Below are 19,755 nucleotides of genomic sequence, written 5' to 3'. Positions count from 1 at the left end.
ACAAGGACTGAAGGTCCAAGAAAGAACTTTCAGCCCAGTTATTATCATAGAAGATCAGCTTTTACAGACTTTTCTTCACACACTCGCTAACCACAAAACATACTATCACATATCCCGAATCATCTTCATCAATCGTATCCCATCCTTCACCCCTTCCTCATACAGATACAGCTGACACATCCCATTTCCATCCAGCATGTCATCAATACAATCCTCTATGGCATCTCTCTGCTCCTTGGTAATTTCCTTCATCCAATGGTCCATCCGTTCGTTCAGCTTGTGGTCTGCTTTCTTTTCTTCCTGTGTCTTTTCTGCCTGCCATCGAGTTACCAGCATTCGATTTAACAAAATATCTTTTCAAACCGGCGTACCAGTATTTCAAGGGAAACCTTTGGAAAAAGCGCAATCATACTCCCTGCACCTAAAACAGCCGCAGCAATCAGTATATCTCCATATGGAGCTGCTCCAATATTCACACTGGTCACATCAATACCAGCCACGCCAAGTCCCCATGCAATAACAAACTGGATTACATATAAGGTCAATGCTGCCCGTCCAACCGTACAAAAGGGAATCAGCACTGCGCTGCATTTCCTTTCGACCAGAAAAACCAGCCCGACTATAATGAAAGACAGCCCGGTTCCAATCAGAAGCTCAAACATTGAACCGCCCTGCGGCATTGCAAGAAAAAGCATATGCCACAATACCGGCTGTGTGTTATAGGGCCAGATGGCGTAAGGATCAATCTGTGTATTTGTAACACTTGGAAACTGCAGCAGCCAGTTTGTGACGGTTTCATACAATCCCGGAAGCACAAACGAGGCAATTAATTTAGCCGGAATCAAAATTGCCAGCCCAATGACAACAAACCGGCCATAAAGCTTTTTATCCTGAAGATCAAACCGGCCAATTGCCATCCCCGCCGCAAATACCGGCATCCATGCAAGAGCAGACAACGGACCGCCTGCAAGATCGCCCAGCAATGCTGCGTCTGAAAATAAACTTAGCCCAATCAGCATGAGAGGCGGACAGACCAGATATAAAATTCCCGAAACGGTTATAAGGGTCCGCTTTGAACATGGTTGCAATACAAGCGCCATTATAAACAGCATGGCATAAGCCGGCAGAACCACCGCAAACGGTCCGTTCAGCATGATCAAAATGTAACCCATAAAATCAATCAATATTGAACGGGCCAGTATCCGTGTCCTCATAACCTTTGCATCGGTTCCCTTCTCTTTCATCCGCTGCATCATAATCGAATAAGAAATACCAGAACAGAGAATGAATAAAATCATGGTGTTTCCAGAAACAAGATCTCCATTTCGTTCATTCAGGGCAAAATGCTGGATATACATTCCCATCACTGCCAGGCCGCGTACCGCATCCAGTGCTGCCAGTCTTTTTGCTCCATGCTCCTGCTGCTGTGGGGAAACGTTTGATTTCGCAGCAGAACCAAATCCAATATGAATCGCTTTGGTTGGACAGGACGAAACACAGGCCCCGCACCTTATACATTCCGCCGAATTCGGAGTCCTGACCGGATTGACCTCCATCTTACAGACTTTCATGCATGCTTTGCAGTTCACACACTTCTCTGCATTTACCTCCAGATGGTAAACACTGATTTTATTGAGCACGCCGTAGACAGCCCCCAATGGACATATTGCTTTACAGAAAAAACGATATATAAACACGCATCCAATGACCGTAAATATAAGAATTAACAGTTTCATTCCAAACAAAGCTCCTATGGTCTGCCTAAGTTCCGGATGGGTGCCAAGCAGTGGAATCCCTCCGAGCAGAGTGCCGGAAGGACAGATATACTGGCAGAAGGCCGGTTTTCCCATTCCCATATAATTGACAGCCGTTATGGGAAGAATACACACAAAAACAACCAGTATTATGTACTTAACCGCCAGAAGTCCCTTCCAAAGCTTACGCTTTGGCGAAGGAATCCTATGGATTACCTCCTGAATCAGCCCAAAGGGACAGAGCCAGCCGCATACAAAACGGCCCAGCAGAACCCCGATTGCCATCAGCATTCCTGCCACATAAAAACTAAAATCATAATTCATGGAGCCGGATACTGCCTGGAACGCTCCGATAGGACATGCCAGGGAGGCTGCCGGACAGGAGTAGCAATTCAGCCCAGGATTGCAAAACCGTTTCCAGGGTCCGGTGTATAAAGTTCCTCTGTGGAAATTACCTGGATGAATATTGGTAAAACAAAAAGCAGCAGTCTGAATTATCTTTCTTTTGATTGCATCTGTAACTTTCATGTCCCGGCACCTCATCCCAACCCAATACATTCAAGGCAGATATTGACGGCCTTGATTAACACCGTGTCAGCTTCCCCACGGCAAGTTCCATAAATCATAAACAGCACGGACAGCAGGCCGGCCAAACACTGTACAGTCATTCTCATCATCCTCATTCTTTTACTCAACAAAATACCCCTCCACAAATGTTTTATATGCGTCTACGTCAGCCCCGACAATCGGGTCACCTACAACGTTCCCCTCCCGATCCACAAAAAATGTGGTTGGATATCCAATAATTCCATCCATCATATCCTGAAAATCATCATTGGCTATCACCGTCACAAAATCGGCTCCTGCTTTTTCTACAATCGTTCTTGCCAGCTCCAGATGTTTTACATCTTCTTTTCCCTCAATGTCCCCTACCAGGCCGATGATTTGAACATCGTCCGGGAGTTCCCCGGCCCACAAGGCCAGCTCCGGCATCTCTTCCACACACGGACCGCAGAAGGTCCCCCATACATTCACAACCGTCAGCTTCTTCTGTGCAAAAATATCATCTGTGACAATCGTTCCATATAAATCTTCTGTCTGAAACGAAGGAATACTGGTTCCGATTACCGTAACGTTACTCTCCAGCTCAACCGGAATAAATGAAAGGTTCTCTTTCACCGTCTGCATATAGGCTTTACACTTCTGATATTCTTTCTGTTCCGCCTCATTCAGCTTCCCATTGTCCAATTCCGGAATAGAGATAATATAGGTATACGCCCCATTTGTTCCAAACCATTCAGCCGGCGCATTGTAGGTAAAATCTTCAGGAACCTTTCCGGTTGCCGTGAGTTTCTCATATGTATCTGTTTCCACCATAACAAGTTCCATCAGTGTCCTGCTGACCGCCTGCATTTCCTGTGTATACTGATCCGTCCGCTCAGGCGTTCTTTCCTCCGGTTCCATGTCAAGCACCTCGTCCAACAGCTTTCTGTAAGTGGGACTGTAATAAGAAATGGTTATCATCCGATACCCTTTTACATTTTCGTTATAGTGATCCAGTTCCACCCCTTTTTCAGTAAATTCATGTGAAATCTTGAAGGCCAGACCTCTTTCTTTTACTTCTGTTACTGCATTTTCTTCCGTTACTGCATCCCTTTCCATCACCGTATTCTTATCCGTTACTGCATTCTTATCAGAGTTTACAGTCTGTCCTGCGGCTACGGTGTCTTCTCCGGCCAATCTTACCGTGTTCCGCCTGGAACCACACCCCGCCGCCATTGTGGTAAATACTGCTGCAATAATGATCCTGGATACTAACTCTTTCGTTCGTTTCATTTTCTTTCTCCTTGTTCTGTTTCCTTATTTTGATTAGAATTTAAAATCAAACTTTGCCGCCATACGATACTCTGTTTTGCAAGCGGACTTACCATATCACATGAATCCGGCAATTTGTTAAATCCGTCCCAGAACGCTGGAATATGTCCTGAATCGTAAATACCCCCTGTGGTTCAGGACATTTTTTATTCATTCAGGACAACTTCTTTTCACCGGAGAACAAATTTGTTATACTAAAGCATGTCAAAACATTCATTCCACTATTTCCATGCTGACAAAAAGGATGATATCATGTTAAAAATTGTTGTTTGTGATGATGACCGTTTCACCCTGGAGCTTATCTCCGGCCTGTTGGATAAGGCAATCAGTATAAGTAAAGTGGAAGCCAGAATCGTTTGCCTGGCCTCCACCGGCAGAGAGTTATTAAACTATATTCAGAATACGCCCGATTCCCATCTCTATTTCCTTGATTTTGATTTGGGCAAGTCAGAGTTAAACGGAATCGATCTGGTACGGAAAATCTATCAGGCGGATCCCCAGGGAAAGGTCGTGTTTGTCACAAGCCATGGGGATAAGGGAATGGAGATTTTAAGAAGCGGCATCCGGGCCTTCGGATTCATTGAGAAACGCCCGGAACAGAAACAGATGGTTGCAGAATATGTCAGATATCTTGTGATGGCAGAACCAGTTGCTGACAAGTCCACAGGAGCTTTGGGGTTGGCGCAGGAAGTTGGTCCCTGGATTGAACTGCCTATCGGCATTGACGAAGCAGTAACCCTTCAGGTCCCGGATATTTCCTTTGTGGATTCGGTAAAAACAGTGGCCCATTCCATCTGTTATCACACTTTTGACGGATCCGAAGTCACGGTCCGGGATACAATTGAACATGCACAGGAATTATTGGGTGAGGATTTCATACGGTGCCACCGTTCTGTACTCGTTAATAAAAATCATGTGTTATCATATAAAAACGGGCTCTTACAATTATCCAACGGCGCTGCCGTATCATGCGCCTTAGGAAAGAAAAAGGCGGTCATGGCGGCTTGTTTTTCAGGGAGGAAAACCTATGATTAATATATTTGGTGAAGGGCCTTATCTGAGTCTGGGAGAACTATTTGGGGGAAGTGCCCGGGAATTAGGGAAATACTACCTTCATTTCTTCCTTTTCCTGGCTGCTGTTTTGCTTTTAAAAACACTGATATTGAAATGCACTAAAAGATTGAAACATACCGAAAAATCGAAACACACTGAAAAATCGAAACGAATTGAACTGGCAGCTGCGGTTCTGCTGCCGGTTCTGCAAATCATGTATGTCTGGTCAGTAAGCATTAAATCGGAATTCTTATATTCCTTTTTCCTTGCTTTCCTTATCACGGCACAGGTGCGCATTCTGAATCTAATCCCTCTAAAAGCTCTGGATTATGCTTTTTTGTTTACTGCTATGCTCTTTCCAAACAGGCTTTTTGACACAACCTCCGCCTTATTGGGTCACCTGTGGTTTTTCTGGAATCTGTTTTGCGTTATCTATACCACTGCCCGGCTAGGAATCCATCATCTGGGAGGTCATCATTTTGTATGCTATTTCCTGTTTGTGTTTCTCTCACTGTCCATGTACTCCTACTCGCTGGCGGCCCATTTTTTTTATCCTGCTTTAAGTAAACTGGCAGAAAGCTCTGCTTTTGGAATCGTATGTTTTATATCCGCAATACTCACACTATTATCAGGGCTTACCTGGTTGGTCAAAGTACGGTTCAATGACCGGCTCATGAAATTAAACAGCCTGGGCAGAAAATACCGAACAATTGAACGGTATTTCTTTTCCTTTTCCCTTCTGATTTTACTGATTTTCACACTAATCTTCCTGCCTTTTTCTATCATGCAGTTACAGAATACCGCGGTTATGCTGTTGTTCCCATGCCTCTGCCTGACATTGCTTTGGGTTCAAATGCCCTTTATTGTACTTCTTTTCCGTGTCGCGTTCTATAAAGACAATGCCACCTTCTATGAATGGGAAAGAGAAGGAATTGCATCTTATTATAAAGAGCTTACAGGAAACCTCACTGCCATGCAGGAAATGCGCCATGATATCAAAAATATCTTTTTTACAATGGGAAATTTCGTAGAACGCAGCAATGACACGGAAATGAAACATTTTTTCTGGGACAAGATTTATCCTTATTCTGTGGAAACCATCCATCAGAGTGAACTGCTGTCTAAATTGTACCAGGTTCCGGTTGAATCACTGCGCGCCTTTTTCCACTTGAAACTTTCTCAAGCATTAAGCCAGAAAATAACAGTCGGTATGGAGGTCCGCATAATTCCCGAAACCTTCCAGACCGGCATGGATGTCATTGATTTGACGCGCATTTTAGGTATTTTGCTGGATAATGCAATTGAAGAGACCATACAGATACCAGACGGAAGAATAGAGCTTAAAATCATTGGAAATGATGAGGGCTGCTCATATATCATCAAAAATTCCATTACAGCGCAGACTACCATGCGGGGAATCTATGCCGGAAACACAAGTAAAGGCCCTGGCCGAGGGAAAGGACTTCAAATTGTACAGCGGCTTCTGGCGCAGTATCATAATGTGGAGCTGAACTCTTCCTTGCAGCAGCATACTTATGTTCAGAGCCTGAATATCATTTACTATAATAGCTAAAGTCATGAAATAAAAACTGCCCCGCTTCAAGCAGCGGGGTCAGACTATTGACAAACGGCGCTCATGGCACAAATATAAGCACCACTCTGTTGAACGAGATGGAAAAATGGATTGGCCTTTCTATGGATTGGCCTTTCTTTCAAGAAAACAAAGGCCCGAAATACCAAAAAGGCCCTGGGCGCATCCATCTCCCAGGGCGAAGGCATCTAAACTACCGTAGCTTAATGCCTATGCATCGAAAACGCATCCATCGGATACTTCTTCAGATTCTCCAGCACATGTCTCTCTTCTGCAGAACCAATCAGCTGGTCTCTGGCCTTCTTGGCCTCCACCTCGGTTTTATGCCGGCTGGGACCGCCCACGCAGCCGCCTACGCATGCCATTCCTTCCACAAAATCCTCTGGAAGTTTTCCAACCTTCATGAGCAGCAGTGCCTTCTTGCATTCTGCGGCCCCGTTGCAGCGGGCTACCTTGATATCTGTGCTCTCCTCCATCTCCTTCAAGCACTCCAGTACGGCTGCTGTGACACCGCCGCCGTTTCCAAAACGCTTTCCAAACACAGAACTTTCCTGATAGTCATTCTCAGCCGGCTGAAGCTCCACTCCTTTGGCGCGCATCATGGCCCTTATCTCACCGAAGGTCATTGCATAGTCTGCATTACCCTTTACATTCAAATCCAGGCTCTCGCTCTTCTTGGCAATGCAGGGACCGATAAAGACAGTGACCGTATCCGGATTCTCGCTCTTTATCATTCTGGAGACTGCACACATAGGGGACACCGTAGTGGACATATTCTCCAGCAATGTGGGAAAATGCTGTTTAATCATGTTCACAAAGGCAGGACAGCAGGAGGTTGTCATTTTCTTCCCCTCCTTATGGGCCTGGGCCCATTCCTCTGCCTCGTAGGCAGCTGTCATGTCTCCGCCCAATCCCACTTCTATCATATCTGCAAATCCCAGCTGCTTTAATGCAATTTTCCAGCTGGCCATAGTAATGTCAGAACCAAACTGTCCCTCTGTGGCAGGCGCCACCATGGCAACCACCCGTTTTCCTGCCTTAATCAGACGAATCACATCCACCATGAAGGTCTTGGAACCAATGGCTCCGAATGGGCAGCTATGGATACAGGCTCCGCACTGGATACATTTTTTCTCATCAATCACACAGATGCCGTACTCATCATATGTAATGGCATCCACCGGACAAATTTTCTTACACGGACGCTCCAGATGGGCAATTGCGTTATAGGGACAGGCCTGTGAACATTTACCGCATTCCTTACATTTGCTGGGCTCGATATAAGCGCGCTCACGCCCCATGCTGATGGCTCCGAAATTACAGGAATTCTGACAGGCCTTTCCCATACACTTACGGCAGTTGTCAGTCACTATGTAGGATGCAATGGGACATTCCTCGCAGGCCGCATTGATGACCTGGACCACATTGGATGTGTCCTTCCCGGTAGGACATTTTCCTTCTGCCAGGCGTACCCTCTGCCGGATGATTTCCCTCTCCTTATAGATACAGCAGCGGTACGTCGCCTGAGGCCCCGGTATCATGGAATATGGAATCTTCTCCCGCTTCTCGTCCAGATTCCCTTCCCATGCAGCCTTAGCCACCTCGTAAAGTACATCATGTTTTAAACGCAGGATTGTCGCATCATTGGTTACCATTTTTTTCTCCTCCTCGTTATGAGCACTTGGAGACCGTCCTTTGGTCCCCTACGTGCGATACATATCACTGGCACTTAGCGAGGTCCCTTTCGAGCTTAGTGCAGTGGTTCGTTATAAGCACTTGGAGACCGTCCTTTGGTCCCCTACGTGCGATACATATCACCGGCCCGTGCCATATATGTCTGCTCTATTATCACAATTCGAGTTTGTTAAAATTATATCAACACTAGAAATCTACTATATTTACTCTAAAAATGCAAGTATTAAATGGAGTACAAAACTAGTAATACGTAACCATCACTGTCTTTCCCATCTCCTCAATCACATGCCTCAGCTGCTCCACCAGATTCTGACGGATACCCAGGTCAAAGGGAAGTCCCGGATTCTGGTATGCACTGTTAATGGCCTTGCCCACATACAGGTGGACCTCCGTGCAGTCTTCTATGAGTACCTTGGCCACCATGGAGCCTCCATTGGGCTTATCCAGCTCCTGGAAAAATTCTTCGGATACAGTCTCATTTTTCACATATCTGCGAAGCAGCTGAAGCACCCGGTTAAGGGTAAGGACACCCTCCGTAACCAAATCCACGCCATCCATGTACGCGATGGGCGGTATCTCCGGGTCCACATAATCCAACGATACATCCAGCTTTTTCCCCAGCACCCTGGACACAATGGTTGCACTGGTTCCGCCGCATACAATGGTCCTGGCATTGGGGTCATCCATGAAGTCATGGACCATGCGCATATCGTCTTCCGGATTTCTGGCCGGTCCTGTCATCAGATGGACAGGCTTGCTGTCAATAATCCGCATACACGCCACCGTGGTGTCATCCCCCGGCCGGAACTGGTACAGCTCGTCACAGGCTCTGCTGATGGATGCAGCCAGACGCATGGCTGACACGGTCAGAGGATACTGTCTCACTGCATAATCAGCTATATCCTGCCACAGCCATCCGAAATTCAACAATTCTCCCACACCTGCATGGATGGTGCCGTCGCTCATGAGAATCAGGGCATCGCCTTTTTTGACTTTGAATCTGTATTCATTGATTTCCTTGCCCTGGATAACCCGTACATTCTTAGGTATCTCCATGAGCTTTCCATCCCGTATGAATATACAGCCGGGATTATCATACTCCACCAGATATGCATCCCCATTATGGTATACCTGCAGAATACTAAAGGTGGAATAGGCTACCTGTCTTACCTGGCAGATGGGCAGGGTCTCGCTGATAGTATCCACACATTCCTCCAGGGTAGCCCCGTTGAGGAACATGGTTCCCAGTATCTTGGAGGTCAGCGTGGACAGGATATTGGCCTTGACCCCGCTTCCCATGCCGTCCGCCAGAATCATTATATTGGAATCCTCGGTCTGCAGGAGTTCTACCTTGTCCCCGCACAGGATTTCGGTGTATTTGTTCAGGCTTTTATATGCAACATCCACTGTAATTCCCATTATCTACCTCCGTTGCCGCCTGGTTTCTTTAAATCCGCATTGCTCAGATGGACATACCCGGTCTTTCCGCCGCCCGGATTTGCACTGCCGATATGGACATATCCCGTAGAAGGCTTCTTCTGCTCCCCTCCATCATCAGCCGGATTTCCGGCTGTCATGACTCCCTTTAAGGGCACGGCTCCGCTTCCCAACTGTACGCCCGGTATCTCCCGGTCCAGTTCTCCCCCGGCATACACGGCATCGCTGCCGTCCTCCAGCAGGGAATGGCACAGCTTGGTCAGAGTGGTCTTTGTCTCAGCTGTTGTCTCGCCTAAAAGACCGGCTATCTCCTGGGCCACCATCATCTGCTTATGTATGACCTTCTGGGCCAAATCAATGGTTTCCAGCTTTTTCTCATACTCCTCCTTGGCCAGCTCCTCCTCTCGGGTTATGTCTATGAAGGTGGCCAGAACAGCATTTTCCTTCTCTATGTACACAATGTTCTGCAGGGTGGAAAGATTATACTCCGGATAATTCACCCGCTTGCCGTGGATATTCTGATGCGTATCAAATACCCACTGGAAATTCACCGGGTCGATGAGCTCATACAGGTACATCTGCAATGCCTGTGAACGGGTTCTGCCAAAATATTTCTCGCCCACATCCGAGTACTCCATGATGCGCATGTCTTCTCCCACAATCAGTACAATGTTAGGCGAGGTCTCCATTACCAGGTTGGCCATGGATTCTGCCTTTTCATGCATAAAGGGGATGCACATGCTCACTTCCGCCTTGTGCTGGAATACGGCAATGGCCTTTTCCCGGCAGGTAGGATATCCGCAGGCGCCGCAGTTCAGCTCGTCCTCCGGCTTTAACTTGTTGGTCATGCGCAGGATTTCCCGTATCTGTTCCTCCGTAGGCTGGGGGTCTCTGGGCGAATGGTCCTCAAACCGTTTCCTGAAGTTCACATTTTCCCACACCGGCTCCATCTGCCTTTCCTCAGCCGGCTCCCTGCTGATGCTTTCCTCCATGTCCAGCTTTACCTTAAATCTGGATATGAACTCGTCATCTACCGTAGGCCCTTTGATACAGCCGCCGGAACACATATTCATCTCTATAAAACAGCCCTTGATTTCACCGCGGGACATGCTCCTGCACAAATCAATACAGTTGTCCTCTCCGTGAACATAAAACTTCCGGTATCCGTCCCCCTTTTCCTCGGTGGCCAGCACGGAATTTACCACGCCGTTGGTCACGGGATACAGGCGGTTCACCTTTGGGTCAAATGCTGTAAATGGCCGGTCCTCACAGTCCTCAATTACGATGTCCTCTTCCTCCAGCCATTTGTTTATGTCATTGAAATTTAATACAGCGTCAATATAGCCCTCATGCCGCAGGTCCATGGCTTCCTTTTTCTTGGCAATGCACGGTCCCAGGAACACGACCTTCACATCACGTCCCAGTTCTTCCTTCAGCAGCTTTCCATGGGCAATCATGGGCGACACCACCGGGGCCAGGTAAGGTATGAGCTGTGGATAGTAGATTTCCACCAGGTCGTTGGCGCTTGGACAGCATGTGGTGATGATATTCTCCATCTTGTGCTCTGCCAGGAGCTTCGTATATTCGGCGGTCACAAAAGCAGCCCCCTCGGAAGTCTCCCTTACATCCTCGAATCCCAGGCGCAGCAGAGCTCCCCGCACCTGACCGATTGTCTTGTATTTCAATAACCCCATATAGGACGGTGCAATGGACACCACTACCCGCATGCCTTCGCGCAAAAATCCGCGGACCATATTCAGGTCGCTCTTAAGGGTTTTTGCTGACTGGGGGCATATTTTCAGACAATGGCCGCACAGGATGCACTTGTCCGGCATGATGACTGCCCTCTCATCCTTGACCTGGATGGCCTTTACCCCGCAGTAACGGACGCATTTATAGCAGTGTTTGCACTTTGTGGCTTTGAAATCGATGATTTCCATGCCCATAATCAAAGTCTCCCCTTAATCTCATTTTCAAAAAATTCCTCTGTATCCTCCGGCTTCAGGGAATACAGCTCACCCTCCACCGTCACGCATACTCCATGGTCACAGTTGCCGGAACAGAACGCACCGTTTAAGTCCACTTTATCAGACAGGCCGTTCTCATCCACCAGCTTCTGGAGCTTACTGATAATCTCTCTGGACCCTTTTAAATGACAGGCACTTCCAATACATATCGTTACTTTCATCCCTTATTCCTCCACTATCTGCGTGTATTATGGGCTCACCCCAACCATGGCTTCATTATCTCACATTGTGATATTTATATCAATAATATTTCTCAAATATTTTATAGAAAAGACAGGCCTGTTGTGCTATAGTTAAGGATATTTACGAGAGGAGTTGAAGTATAATGAAAAAACATATTTCCTTACTTTTAATGGCATTTATGGGCGCCTCCCTGGTACTGGGCGGATGCGGCAAAAAAACTGCCGTCACGCCTTCCCCGGAGACTCAGACTGAGGCTCAGACCGATATGCCGTCTGATGCCCAGACCGCAGCCGGAGCTGAGGACAAAACTGCCCAGAACCAGGCCCCAGACAGCCCTTCCGGTGCAGCCTCATCCGCTGACTCTGAATCCGGTTCCGGCAGTGAACTGAACACCGGCTCTGATGAAACCAAGCTGACCTGCCAGGCAGCCATCCGTGTAGGTTCCTTAAAAGGCCCTACCTCCATGGGACTTGTATCCCTGATGGATAAAGCTGCCAGGGGCGAAACCTCCAATGTCTATGAATTCACCATGGCCGGCAAGGCAGACGAGCTGGTAGGCAAGATTGCAAACGGGGACCTGGATATTGCCCTGCTGCCTGCCAATGTTGCAAGCGTGCTCTATGCCAAGACCCAGGGAAATGTCACGGTCCTGGATATCAACACCCTGGGTGTTCTCTATGTGGTGGCCTCAGACGATTCCATTACCTCCATGGCCGACTTAAAGGGACGCACCATTTACATGACCGGAAAGGGTACCACACCTGAATATGTGATGAATTACCTGTTAAAAGGAAATGGCCTTTCCGCCTCAGATGTGGACCTGCAGTTTAAGTCCGAAGCCACCGAGGTGGCATCTTTGCTGAAACAGGATTCCGGCGCCATCGGCGTCCTCCCCCAGCCCTTTGCCACCGCTGCCTGCATCCAGAACCCTGACTTAAAAACAGTGCTGGATTTGACGGAGCAGTGGAACCTCCTGAACAAAGACACCGGAAGCATGCTGGTGACAGGCGTTACCCTGGTGCGCAGCGATTTCCTCAGAGAAAACCGTTCCCCCATTGAAGACTTCGTAAAAGACCATGAGGCTTCCACCCTTTTCGCTGCGGAACATGAAGAGGATGCCGCCCGGCTGATTGCAGAGCAGGGTATTGTGGAGAAGGCTCCCATTGCCCAGAAAGCCCTTCCCTACTGCAACATCGTATGTCTGACAGGACAGGAGATGGAGGACGCCTTAAGCGGCTATCTGTCCACCTTACATGAGCAGGACCCTAAATCCATCGGCGGCCAGATGCCCGGAGACGATTTTTACTATGTGCCTTAAAATTCGGAGACATACCTCATGAACCAACCCGTGAAACATAATACACGAATAAGAAAATATCTGGTTTGGCTGTTCTGGATTGCAGTATGGCAGGCAGCCAATCTGCTGATACACAACAGCATCATATTCGTAGGCCCTCTGGACATGATAAAGGCCCTGGCAGAGCAGGCGGCGGACCCTTCCTTCTGGACCACCATCCTGAATTCGTTCGGCAGGATTAGCCTTGGCTTCCTGGGGGCCTTTGCCCTGAGCATCCTCCTGGGAAGCCTGGCCTACCTGTTTCCCCTGGTCAAAGAACTGCTGGACCCGGTCATGCTGCTGATTAAGTCAGTCCCTGTTGCCTCGTTTGTCATTCTGGCATTGATTTGGATTGGCTCACGCAACCTGGCAGTGTTCACCGCTTTCCTGGTCGTGGTGCCCATGGTCTATGTAAGCACCTTGTCCGGACTGGAGCACACGGATGAAAAGCTGCTGGAGATGGCCAGGGTCTTTCGCATGCCCATGTGGAAGCGGATTCATTATATCTATGTGCCGGCCCTCCTTCCCTACCTTATAAATGGATGCCGTACCGCCCTGGGAATGAGCTGGAAATCCGGCGTGGCCGCAGAAGTTATCGGCATACCGGAAGGCTCCATCGGAGAACAGCTCTACTACTCCAAGCTGTACCTTGACACGGCCGGACTCTTTGCCTGGACCTTTGTCATCATAGTAATCAGCGCACTGTTTGAGCGTTTCTTTCTTTATCTGTTAAAGAAAATAAAGCATTGAGGAGCGTATGTGGAATGACCCTGGAATTACAGAATATTTCTAAATCCTTTGACGGCTTGCCTGTATTGAAAAACCTGAACCTGGCCTTTCATCAGGGACACTGTTACTGTCTGATGAGTCCTTCCGGCTCAGGCAAAACCACCCTTCTGCGTATTCTGATGGGACTGGAGCAGGCGGACCAGGGCAGTATCCTGGCAGACGGACAGCCCCAGGACATGAGTTCCCTGACTGTTTCCCCTGTCTTTCAGGAGGACAGGCTCTGCGAATCCTTCTCTCCCATTGAAAATGTATCCATGTGTGCCGGCCGGTCAGTCAAACCCTCCCGGATAAAATGGGAACTGTCCCGCCTGCTTCCCGAGGAATGCCTGAACCGTCCTGTATCCACTTTAAGCGGCGGCATGAAACGCCGGGTAGCTGTGGTGCGCGCCCTTCTCACCCCCTCCCATATTCTTCTTATGGACGAGCCCTTTACAGGTATGGATGATGAATTGAAACGCAATGTCATTTCATATATTAAGGAGAAACAGGATGGACGGCTGCTCATCCTGTCAACCCATCAGGAGGAGGATGTGGAACTCATTGGCGGGGAACTGGTGCGGTTGGAACGCTGTATGGGTGACTGACAGCTCCTCTGTACCGGAAGCAATGCTGCACGGATGACAACTGCTCTGAACCGGAAGCAAAACGAATGATATGTATTGCCTGCCGGCAACATCACGATAAGGCGCTGCGGCCCATGGTTTTACCAATGGCCCGCAGCGCCTTTCACGCATGATTCGGTGCAGGACAGCCTTATATCTGTTACACCTTATTGCATTTTATTTATCCAGTACTAAGTGCAGCTTACATCTGCCCCATCTGGTCCTGGCAGGAAGGTGCTGGCACGTCAAAGGCTGGATTAAATGCATAGAAGTTCCTGCTGTCCAGTTTCTCCTGGGTAATGCGCAGCAGTTCACCGAATCTCTGGTAATGGACCACTTCTCTTTCCCTCAGGAATTTGATGGGTTCGCATACATCGTAATCCTTAACAACACGCAGAATATTGTCATAGGTGCTTCTGGCTTTCTGCTCTGCAGCCATATCCTCATGAAGGTCTGTAATTACATCTCCCTTTGACTGGAACTCACATGCATTAAAAGGAATTCCTCCTGCCGCCTGAGGCCAGATACCTGTGGTATGGTCGATATAATAAGGTCCGAAGCCCTGCTCTACCAGCTGGTCTGCAGACAGGCCTTTTGTCAGCTGATGAATGATGGCAGCCACAATCTCCAGGTGGGCAAGCTCTTCTGTACCTATATCGGTCAAAGCACCTTTACATTCTTTATATGGCATGGCATAGCGCTGGGAAAGGTAACGCATGGATGCGCCCATTTCGCCATCCGGCCCTCCGGATGTCAATAACATATGATGGTAAATAAGCCCCTGGAACTGCGGTTCCGAAGGCTTTTACTGATTTGATTATAGCATAATTTTAGATTATTGTCAGCCATTATTTAGGCGGGCCCGGTCACATTCCGGCACCCGCCTATCACTCACTTCTCTTCTTTCTCCTTCTCATCCTGAATCCGTTTCCAGATGGTCTCAAATTCATCCGGCTTCGGGTCCGGGATGGGTAAGGGGACGGTCATGCGTTTGACTGCTTCAAATTCTTTTAGCAGTTCTTCATCCGAGTATTTTTCCGCCGGTTCTGGCGGTTCATCGTTCCGCTTTCCATCCATCTTTATGCGCCTCCTTTCAAGGCCATTGTACGCCTTTCAAAGCAGGGTTTGTCCTGGTAAATTATGGTATATTATGCCTTACCACTCAAACACGTACCGCCGGTTAATCATGTCATACTCTTCGGCAATCCGGAGCACTCCCCTGGCATCCGTAATCATGCACTTACCCTCGTCACTGCCCTTGACTGGACAAAGCAAAAAACTCTCACCTGATGCATCTGTTTGATAACCTGTTAGCATATATCCCGCAATATCAAACAGATACCAACCACAGGTTCCATCCGTGGCCTCCCGGAGCCAGTACCAACCGTTGGCCGCATAGCTGCCATCTGCAAACTGATACCACCAGCGCTGCCCGTCTGCCGCCGGCTGAAACCCCTGGGCATATTTCACCTGTACCGGATTGTAATCTATGTCGCACAGCTTAAGCACCTTCTGCCAGGGTGTGGCGGTCACTCTGGACTTGATGGTCCCATAATTGATGCCTTTGGCCTCAATGCAGTATCCATCACCTATGTACACCCCGATGTGGCCCGGCTTCCAGACCGCCCAGCCGACCATGGACTCATTCAGGTGGTCGATGCCTACCCGCTCCACGGCTGTGTCATGGTAGTTGTAGCTGCCGCGGATGCACCCGGTGTACCAGCTGATGAGGCCGGAGCAGTCCGTGCAGCGCTGGCCTATGTACCTGGCCGCCTTAGCCTTATAAGTTGATGTGTATGTACCTGGGTTCTCCCGGGCAAGTCTGTCCAGGATGGCCCGGGTAAGGACCTCGCCTTTGGCGCCGTAGACATAGGGTGTGCCCAGCTTGTCCTTGCAATGCTGAATTAATCCTAATGCTGTCTTACTCATGTCGTACCTCCATTTCTAATCGCGTCAATCTGCGCCTGTAAATCTGCTACCACCGCCCTGGTATCCTGCACATACTCCAGCCCCACATCCGGTTCCGTCCCATCTGCCGTCACCATGATAGTTGTCTGGCCTTTGTAGGTGGTCAAGGCATTAAGGGCTGCTTGGGTATCGGCTGGGAGGGGTGTCCAAGTAGCGATAGCTTTATCATACTCAACCGTGAAATTATGGGATTGTATCCAAGTATTAACTTTTGTGATGCGTGTTGCAGTATCGTCAGCATTAATAATTCCTGCCAAATCAAAAGATAAAAATAACTGTAATCCGTTATTTGATGTGTGACATGATAATTCCGTGTTGCTAAAATTTCGATTGTCTTCTGTGGTGCAAGCAAATAAATCAGACATGAAATTTTTTTGTCCTACTAACCAGTCATCCATTTTAGTCAAATTACAGTGTGCAAAACCTGGATACCGTTCATCCCAGGATGCAATAAACGATTCCACACGATTTGTTATGCCATTATATTCCGCTAAATTCCTTCTTCTTTCAATTCCCCACACACCATCCCGGCATGTGATATGGTCCCTTGCATCCCCGATGCCATGCAACGGCTCCGTGAGGGAGATGTGCGCGGTTTTGGACTGATTAATCATTGGATAAAACGTTGTGTTTAATGTTACTCCGGCATCTCTAACTTGCAAGATTATCTGATATTCATATTGGGTGTAATCCCATGATGATGTATCGAAAGTATTAACATTGGAGGCCACAATTGTTGTGTCATATGCGCCATTTTTATATCTGTTTATATTAAAAAACAATCCAGATTCAATGGGCGCATTTTTTGCGTATATGCCCGGCGGAAGAATCACATCATCTGTAATACGCTTAAGCATGAAAGTTGCATATGTGGCTGTAGAGGTTCCGGTAACTTTAATTCCCCCATCACCAAGGTCTGTAAAGGTAATTCCATTTTCGGTTTTTGTAGTATCCTTATATGGATATGGCAAAACCTGCGCTCCCGTCACCCTCACCGCTGTGACATCCGTACTCACAATCTCCTGCGGATTATCCGGGCTGGGGTCAGCTCCCTGCTCGCTCCTCCCGGCTATCTCCAGGCCGGGTATTGGGGCCTCCCACGCATCCTCTATACTGACCCGTTCGGTTCCGGACGCGGAGCCTATGAGAGCATTGGCGTACTTGAGGTCGGTCTCACGCTTGTTGTAGCCCACAAAGGTATCCTTCTGAGACTCCACGTAGGCCTTGTTATCCTCCAATGCCTTGGCGGATGCAGCAGCAGACTCAGCGGCAGCCGTGGCAGAACCGGAGGCGGCTGTCTTACTGGCCTGGGCGTCATTGGCGTATCCCTGGGCAGTGGTTACCCTGGATTCCATCTGCTGCACGAACTGTTCATACCAAGACGGGTCTGGTTCCAGGATGCCTCCTCCGATTTCCAGTCCGTCATGGATATCATACGTTGCCGGCAGGGTCTTCCAAATGGTCCACTCACCTACACTGTCAGTGCCGGTCGCATATATCATCATCTGGATTGACCCAGGTTCCTGAGTTGCCTGTGCCGGTACCTGCCAGCACATCCTGACATAATTGTCCGACCAGGACACATTGCAGGGTACGCTGTCCCCACCCCCATGGACCGTCTGGTAGTGGATATACAGGCGCTGGACGGTAAGGTCCAGGCCGTCATCGTACCGCGGCAGCTGGAAGCCCACGAACTGAGCATTTTCCTCGCCACGCACAGATATCTGGTCGTTGAAATCCGCAATGCGCTTGTTGGTGACCGGAACATACTCCAGCTCCACGTACAGATGGAAGGATGGGTAATTATTATCCTTGGTCCATGCCTCGTCAACAGCTGCATATGCCTGTGCTGCCAGTATTTCATTTACTGTTGCCATGCCTGTCCACTCCCCCTCTCCTGCTTAATCGTAATCAGATTGGTGGTAATCCTCTGGCCATTCTCATGCTGGCCAACCACCCCGATTTTAAATGTGTCATAGGCCGTCACCTCATCCGGGACAATGCAGACACCGTCTGTTATCAGTCTGCCAACCTCCTGGGACTGCAAGTACGGATAGAAGGCCGCCACCCGGACAGTCCCGTCCCAGTCCGGGCCGAACTCAAACGCCGCCTGCAGGTAGCCGGATGTACCGGCAATTATGTTACTAAAATCACAGCCAGGAGCCCTTATTAGCTCCTGGCCGGATACTTTGAATCTTAATGTCCTCATGGCATTGCCTTTCTGCTGTTGCGATATCGCAATTACTCTGTTTTCTGCGATTTTCCTTTTAACACTTCAATGGCATTCACTATAACATCGGATTTGACAATACCCATGAGTCCGGCATTCTCCACAATCGACAATGCCTCATTTGCGATAAATCCATATGTAGCTGCCAGCATAATGTAATCCACCCCCAGGGCCACATCAAGCTGATGGGCTACCGCCAATAGACACACCATCATGAACTTCTTGCACAGTCCTTTAAGCATGGCATTTGAACTGGCCGCACCGCTCTCTGATTTTGGTGACTTTTTAAACACCACGGCCACCAGGAATCCCGCTATCAGGTCCAGTCCCATAAGTATGAGCACGATACTCAGTGTCGGAGTCCAGCCACCAAAAAGCTTTACTCCCGCCGCTGCGGCCATACCAGTAATAGCGCATATAATATCTTTCTTCATTTTCATGTACCTCACCTACTCTGTAATCAGTTCTTCACATTCCAAGTCAACCAGTACCTGGCGCACCTGGTCCTTAATTTTATCCGGGACCTGCCCGAATGTCTTTCTCCCCTTTACAATCAGGGTTGCATAAATGACTGCCATGGTGTCTGCCTCCTTTCTCAATAATAAAAAGAGCAGCAGTCTAAGCATTGAGTGCCGCCTCGACTTCCGCCCTTAATTTCTCTGGGACCTGTTCAATCGTTTTCCTGCCCTTGCGGATAAGGTCCGCATACACAGTTGCCATATAGCTCGCCATACCTTACACCTCCATTCCTTCATAGATTTCTGTCAGTGCCATCTGAGTGTTGGTTATCTCTTCAGCCAGCGCCAGATTGGCCTCATACTGCTCGGTAAGCGCCAACTGTGCCTCTGTGAGTTGGTCCCCCAGACTTACCACCTGTTCCTGCAGACGTCCAATATCTGATTCAGGCAGATAACTAAAGACTGGCTGCGGGTTGTCCTCATCCGTCACATTAATATGGTCCAGCTGTGCACCATCGGGGATGTCCACCCATATGCACTGCAGGCCCTGGGGAACCTGTTCCTCACCGTAGACAATCGTCCATATACGGCCGGTGTCGTCATAGATTACTAATGCTTTCATGTTTCATCATTCCTTTCTTTGTGATATACTGTTTATCAATGATGGTTTCAAGTATAGGTATGTTTCCTATCTTACGATACTATTGTTTATGGGAAGAGCATTTTTGGCGTTTCCGGAAATGTGCGGAAGTATGCG

22 protein-coding genes are annotated in these 19,755 nt (G+C 48.5%); 5 read left to right on the top strand and 17 right to left on the bottom strand.

Annotated features, from left to right (window positions below; all coding sequences use genetic code 11):
* Nucleotides 1-105 precede the first annotated feature (105 nt).
* From FGS84_RS29980 to FGS84_RS29970, 4 genes are read right to left on the bottom strand one after another with little or no spacing between them, the layout of a single operon-like run.
* Entirely contained in the window at nt 106-336 is a 231-nt protein-coding gene (locus FGS84_RS29980; protein ID WP_138311822.1) for a DUF6809 family protein, read from the bottom strand.
* A gap of 5 nt (nt 337-341) precedes the next feature.
* Nucleotides 342-2,282, bottom strand: a complete 1,941-nt coding sequence (locus FGS84_RS29975) for a 4Fe-4S binding protein (RefSeq protein ID WP_138311821.1) — start codon at nt 2,280-2,282, stop codon at nt 342-344.
* An 11-nt stretch (nt 2,283-2,293) separates the two neighbouring features.
* Complete coding sequence (locus tag FGS84_RS31900; protein WP_279232865.1) at nt 2,294-2,422, bottom strand: CD1871A family CXXC motif-containing protein; 129 nt, start codon at nt 2,420-2,422, stop codon at nt 2,294-2,296.
* Nucleotides 2,423-2,441: 19 nt separating this feature from the next.
* Nucleotides 2,442-3,590, bottom strand: coding sequence for a TlpA disulfide reductase family protein (locus FGS84_RS29970; protein WP_138311820.1), 1,149 nt, complete (start codon nt 3,588-3,590; stop codon nt 2,442-2,444).
* A gap of 291 nt (nt 3,591-3,881) precedes the next feature.
* On the opposite strand from FGS84_RS29970, the gene FGS84_RS29965 reads away from it, so the two are divergent.
* Nucleotides 3,882-4,664, top strand: a complete 783-nt coding sequence (locus FGS84_RS29965; protein ID WP_171042753.1) for a LytTR family DNA-binding domain-containing protein — start codon at nt 3,882-3,884, stop codon at nt 4,662-4,664.
* Nucleotides 4,657-6,255, top strand: coding sequence for a GHKL domain-containing protein (locus FGS84_RS31300; protein ID WP_138311818.1), 1,599 nt, complete (start codon nt 4,657-4,659; stop codon nt 6,253-6,255). Before FGS84_RS29965 ends, FGS84_RS31300 begins: the two co-directional genes overlap by 8 nt.
* A 221-nt stretch (nt 6,256-6,476) precedes the next feature.
* Here FGS84_RS31300 and FGS84_RS29955 read toward each other — a convergent pair whose 3' ends face one another.
* The 4 genes from FGS84_RS29955 to FGS84_RS29940 all read right to left on the bottom strand — a co-directional run bounded on the left by FGS84_RS29955 (nt 6,477) and on the right by FGS84_RS29940 (nt 11,593).
* Entirely contained in the window at nt 6,477-7,928 is a 1,452-nt protein-coding gene (locus FGS84_RS29955; protein ID WP_138311817.1) for a 4Fe-4S dicluster domain-containing protein, read from the bottom strand.
* A 280-nt stretch (nt 7,929-8,208) separates the two neighbouring features.
* Nucleotides 8,209-9,387, bottom strand: coding sequence for a SpoIIE family protein phosphatase (locus FGS84_RS29950; protein ID WP_138311816.1), 1,179 nt, complete (start codon nt 9,385-9,387; stop codon nt 8,209-8,211).
* On the bottom strand, nt 9,387-11,351 hold the full coding sequence (locus FGS84_RS29945; RefSeq protein ID WP_138311815.1) for a [Fe-Fe] hydrogenase large subunit C-terminal domain-containing protein: 1,965 nt from the start codon (nt 11,349-11,351) through the stop codon (nt 9,387-9,389). Before FGS84_RS29945 ends, FGS84_RS29950 begins: the two co-directional genes overlap by 1 nt.
* A gap of 2 nt (nt 11,352-11,353) precedes the next feature.
* Nucleotides 11,354-11,593, bottom strand: coding sequence for a (2Fe-2S) ferredoxin domain-containing protein (locus FGS84_RS29940; RefSeq protein ID WP_002568891.1), 240 nt, complete (start codon nt 11,591-11,593; stop codon nt 11,354-11,356).
* Between the two features lie 164 nt (nt 11,594-11,757).
* On the opposite strand from FGS84_RS29940, the gene FGS84_RS29935 reads away from it, so the two are divergent.
* The 3 genes from FGS84_RS29935 to FGS84_RS29925 are packed head-to-tail and all read left to right on the top strand — an operon-like array spanning nt 11,758 to nt 14,324.
* A complete protein-coding gene (locus tag FGS84_RS29935; RefSeq protein WP_138311814.1) occupies nt 11,758-12,933 on the top strand; it encodes a PhnD/SsuA/transferrin family substrate-binding protein in 1,176 nt (391 codons plus the stop codon).
* 18 nt (nt 12,934-12,951) lie between these two features.
* Nucleotides 12,952-13,701: an ABC transporter permease subunit gene (locus FGS84_RS29930; protein ID WP_138311813.1), complete on the top strand. Its 750-nt coding sequence runs from the start codon at nt 12,952-12,954 to the stop codon at nt 13,699-13,701.
* Between the two features lie 14 nt (nt 13,702-13,715).
* The gene (locus FGS84_RS29925) at nt 13,716-14,324 is read left to right on the top strand and encodes an ABC transporter ATP-binding protein (protein ID WP_138311812.1); all 609 of its coding nucleotides are present in this window, start codon (nt 13,716-13,718) and stop codon (nt 14,322-14,324) included.
* Between the two features lie 220 nt (nt 14,325-14,544).
* Here the strand turns inward: FGS84_RS29925 and FGS84_RS29920 are convergent, their stop codons facing one another.
* The 9 genes from FGS84_RS29920 to FGS84_RS29885 all read right to left on the bottom strand — a co-directional run bounded on the left by FGS84_RS29920 (nt 14,545) and on the right by FGS84_RS29885 (nt 19,620).
* Complete coding sequence (locus FGS84_RS29920) at nt 14,545-15,105, bottom strand: manganese catalase family protein (protein WP_138311811.1); 561 nt, start codon at nt 15,103-15,105, stop codon at nt 14,545-14,547.
* 128 nt (nt 15,106-15,233) lie between these two features.
* Nucleotides 15,234-15,419, bottom strand: coding sequence for a hypothetical protein (locus FGS84_RS29915; protein WP_138311810.1), 186 nt, complete (start codon nt 15,417-15,419; stop codon nt 15,234-15,236).
* A gap of 78 nt (nt 15,420-15,497) precedes the next feature.
* Nucleotides 15,498-16,271, bottom strand: coding sequence for a hypothetical protein (locus tag FGS84_RS29910; protein ID WP_138311809.1), 774 nt, complete (start codon nt 16,269-16,271; stop codon nt 15,498-15,500).
* On the bottom strand, nt 16,268-18,187 hold the full coding sequence (locus FGS84_RS29905; protein ID WP_138311808.1) for a hypothetical protein: 1,920 nt from the start codon (nt 18,185-18,187) through the stop codon (nt 16,268-16,270). Before FGS84_RS29905 ends, FGS84_RS29910 begins: the two co-directional genes overlap by 4 nt.
* A complete protein-coding gene (locus FGS84_RS29900) occupies nt 18,175-18,519 on the bottom strand; it encodes a hypothetical protein (RefSeq protein WP_138311807.1) in 345 nt (114 codons plus the stop codon). The genes FGS84_RS29905 and FGS84_RS29900 overlap by 13 nt, the downstream gene beginning before the upstream one ends.
* Nucleotides 18,520-18,551: 32 nt before the next feature.
* Nucleotides 18,552-18,974, bottom strand: a complete 423-nt coding sequence (locus tag FGS84_RS29895; protein ID WP_243130123.1) for a phage holin family protein — start codon at nt 18,972-18,974, stop codon at nt 18,552-18,554.
* A 15-nt stretch (nt 18,975-18,989) separates the two neighbouring features.
* Nucleotides 18,990-19,118: a CD1375 family protein gene (locus FGS84_RS31895; RefSeq protein ID WP_330371759.1), complete on the bottom strand. Its 129-nt coding sequence runs from the start codon at nt 19,116-19,118 to the stop codon at nt 18,990-18,992.
* A 40-nt stretch (nt 19,119-19,158) separates the two neighbouring features.
* A complete protein-coding gene (locus tag FGS84_RS29890; RefSeq protein WP_138311805.1) occupies nt 19,159-19,272 on the bottom strand; it encodes a CD1375 family protein in 114 nt (37 codons plus the stop codon).
* Nucleotides 19,273-19,275: 3 nt separating this feature from the next.
* The gene (locus tag FGS84_RS29885; RefSeq protein WP_138311804.1) at nt 19,276-19,620 is read right to left on the bottom strand and encodes a hypothetical protein; all 345 of its coding nucleotides are present in this window, start codon (nt 19,618-19,620) and stop codon (nt 19,276-19,278) included.
* Nucleotides 19,621-19,755 lie beyond the last annotated feature (135 nt).

It is taken from the genome of Clostridium sp. 1001271st1 H5 (assembly GCF_005845215.1).
Taxonomy (GTDB): Bacteria; Bacillota; Clostridia; order Lachnospirales; family Lachnospiraceae; genus Enterocloster.
The sequence above is the reverse complement of the archived record's forward strand: the minus strand, read 5'-3'. Positions and strand labels throughout refer to the sequence as shown.

Excerpts from the sequence above, each read along its gene's own strand:
- FGS84_RS29980 (WP_138311822.1), bottom strand. The coding sequence starts at position 336 with ATGCTGGTAACTCGATGGCAGGCAGAAAAGACACAGGAAGAAAAGAAA.
- FGS84_RS29975 (WP_138311821.1), bottom strand. The coding sequence starts at position 2,282 with ATGAAAGTTACAGATGCAATCAAAAGAAAGATAATTCAGACTGCTGCT.
- FGS84_RS31900 (WP_279232865.1), bottom strand. The coding sequence starts at position 2,422 with ATGACTGTACAGTGTTTGGCCGGCCTGCTGTCCGTGCTGTTTATGATT.
- FGS84_RS29970 (WP_138311820.1), bottom strand. The coding sequence starts at position 3,590 with ATGAAACGAACGAAAGAGTTAGTATCCAGGATCATTATTGCAGCAGTA.
- FGS84_RS29965 (WP_171042753.1), top strand. The coding sequence starts at position 3,882 with ATGTTAAAAATTGTTGTTTGTGATGATGACCGTTTCACCCTGGAGCTT.
- FGS84_RS31300 (WP_138311818.1), top strand. The coding sequence starts at position 4,657 with ATGATTAATATATTTGGTGAAGGGCCTTATCTGAGTCTGGGAGAACTA.
- FGS84_RS29955 (WP_138311817.1), bottom strand. The coding sequence starts at position 7,928 with ATGGTAACCAATGATGCGACAATCCTGCGTTTAAAACATGATGTACTT.
- FGS84_RS29950 (WP_138311816.1), bottom strand. The coding sequence starts at position 9,387 with ATGGGAATTACAGTGGATGTTGCATATAAAAGCCTGAACAAATACACC.
- FGS84_RS29945 (WP_138311815.1), bottom strand. The coding sequence starts at position 11,351 with ATGGGCATGGAAATCATCGATTTCAAAGCCACAAAGTGCAAACACTGC.
- FGS84_RS29940 (WP_002568891.1), bottom strand. The coding sequence starts at position 11,593 with ATGAAAGTAACGATATGTATTGGAAGTGCCTGTCATTTAAAAGGGTCC.
- FGS84_RS29935 (WP_138311814.1), top strand. The coding sequence starts at position 11,758 with ATGAAAAAACATATTTCCTTACTTTTAATGGCATTTATGGGCGCCTCC.
- FGS84_RS29930 (WP_138311813.1), top strand. The coding sequence starts at position 12,952 with ATGAACCAACCCGTGAAACATAATACACGAATAAGAAAATATCTGGTT.
- FGS84_RS29925 (WP_138311812.1), top strand. The coding sequence starts at position 13,716 with ATGACCCTGGAATTACAGAATATTTCTAAATCCTTTGACGGCTTGCCT.
- FGS84_RS29920 (WP_138311811.1), bottom strand. The coding sequence starts at position 15,105 with ATGTTATTGACATCCGGAGGGCCGGATGGCGAAATGGGCGCATCCATG.
- FGS84_RS29915 (WP_138311810.1), bottom strand. The coding sequence starts at position 15,419 with ATGGATGGAAAGCGGAACGATGAACCGCCAGAACCGGCGGAAAAATAC.
- FGS84_RS29910 (WP_138311809.1), bottom strand. The coding sequence starts at position 16,271 with ATGAGTAAGACAGCATTAGGATTAATTCAGCATTGCAAGGACAAGCTG.
- FGS84_RS29905 (WP_138311808.1), bottom strand. The coding sequence starts at position 18,187 with ATGGCAACAGTAAATGAAATACTGGCAGCACAGGCATATGCAGCTGTT.
- FGS84_RS29900 (WP_138311807.1), bottom strand. The coding sequence starts at position 18,519 with ATGAGGACATTAAGATTCAAAGTATCCGGCCAGGAGCTAATAAGGGCT.
- FGS84_RS29895 (WP_243130123.1), bottom strand. The coding sequence starts at position 18,974 with ATGAAGAAAGATATTATATGCGCTATTACTGGTATGGCCGCAGCGGCG.
- FGS84_RS31895 (WP_330371759.1), bottom strand. The coding sequence starts at position 19,118 with ATGGCAGTCATTTATGCAACCCTGATTGTAAAGGGGAGAAAGACATTC.
- FGS84_RS29890 (WP_138311805.1), bottom strand. The coding sequence starts at position 19,272 with ATGGCGAGCTATATGGCAACTGTGTATGCGGACCTTATCCGCAAGGGC.
- FGS84_RS29885 (WP_138311804.1), bottom strand. The coding sequence starts at position 19,620 with ATGAAAGCATTAGTAATCTATGACGACACCGGCCGTATATGGACGATT.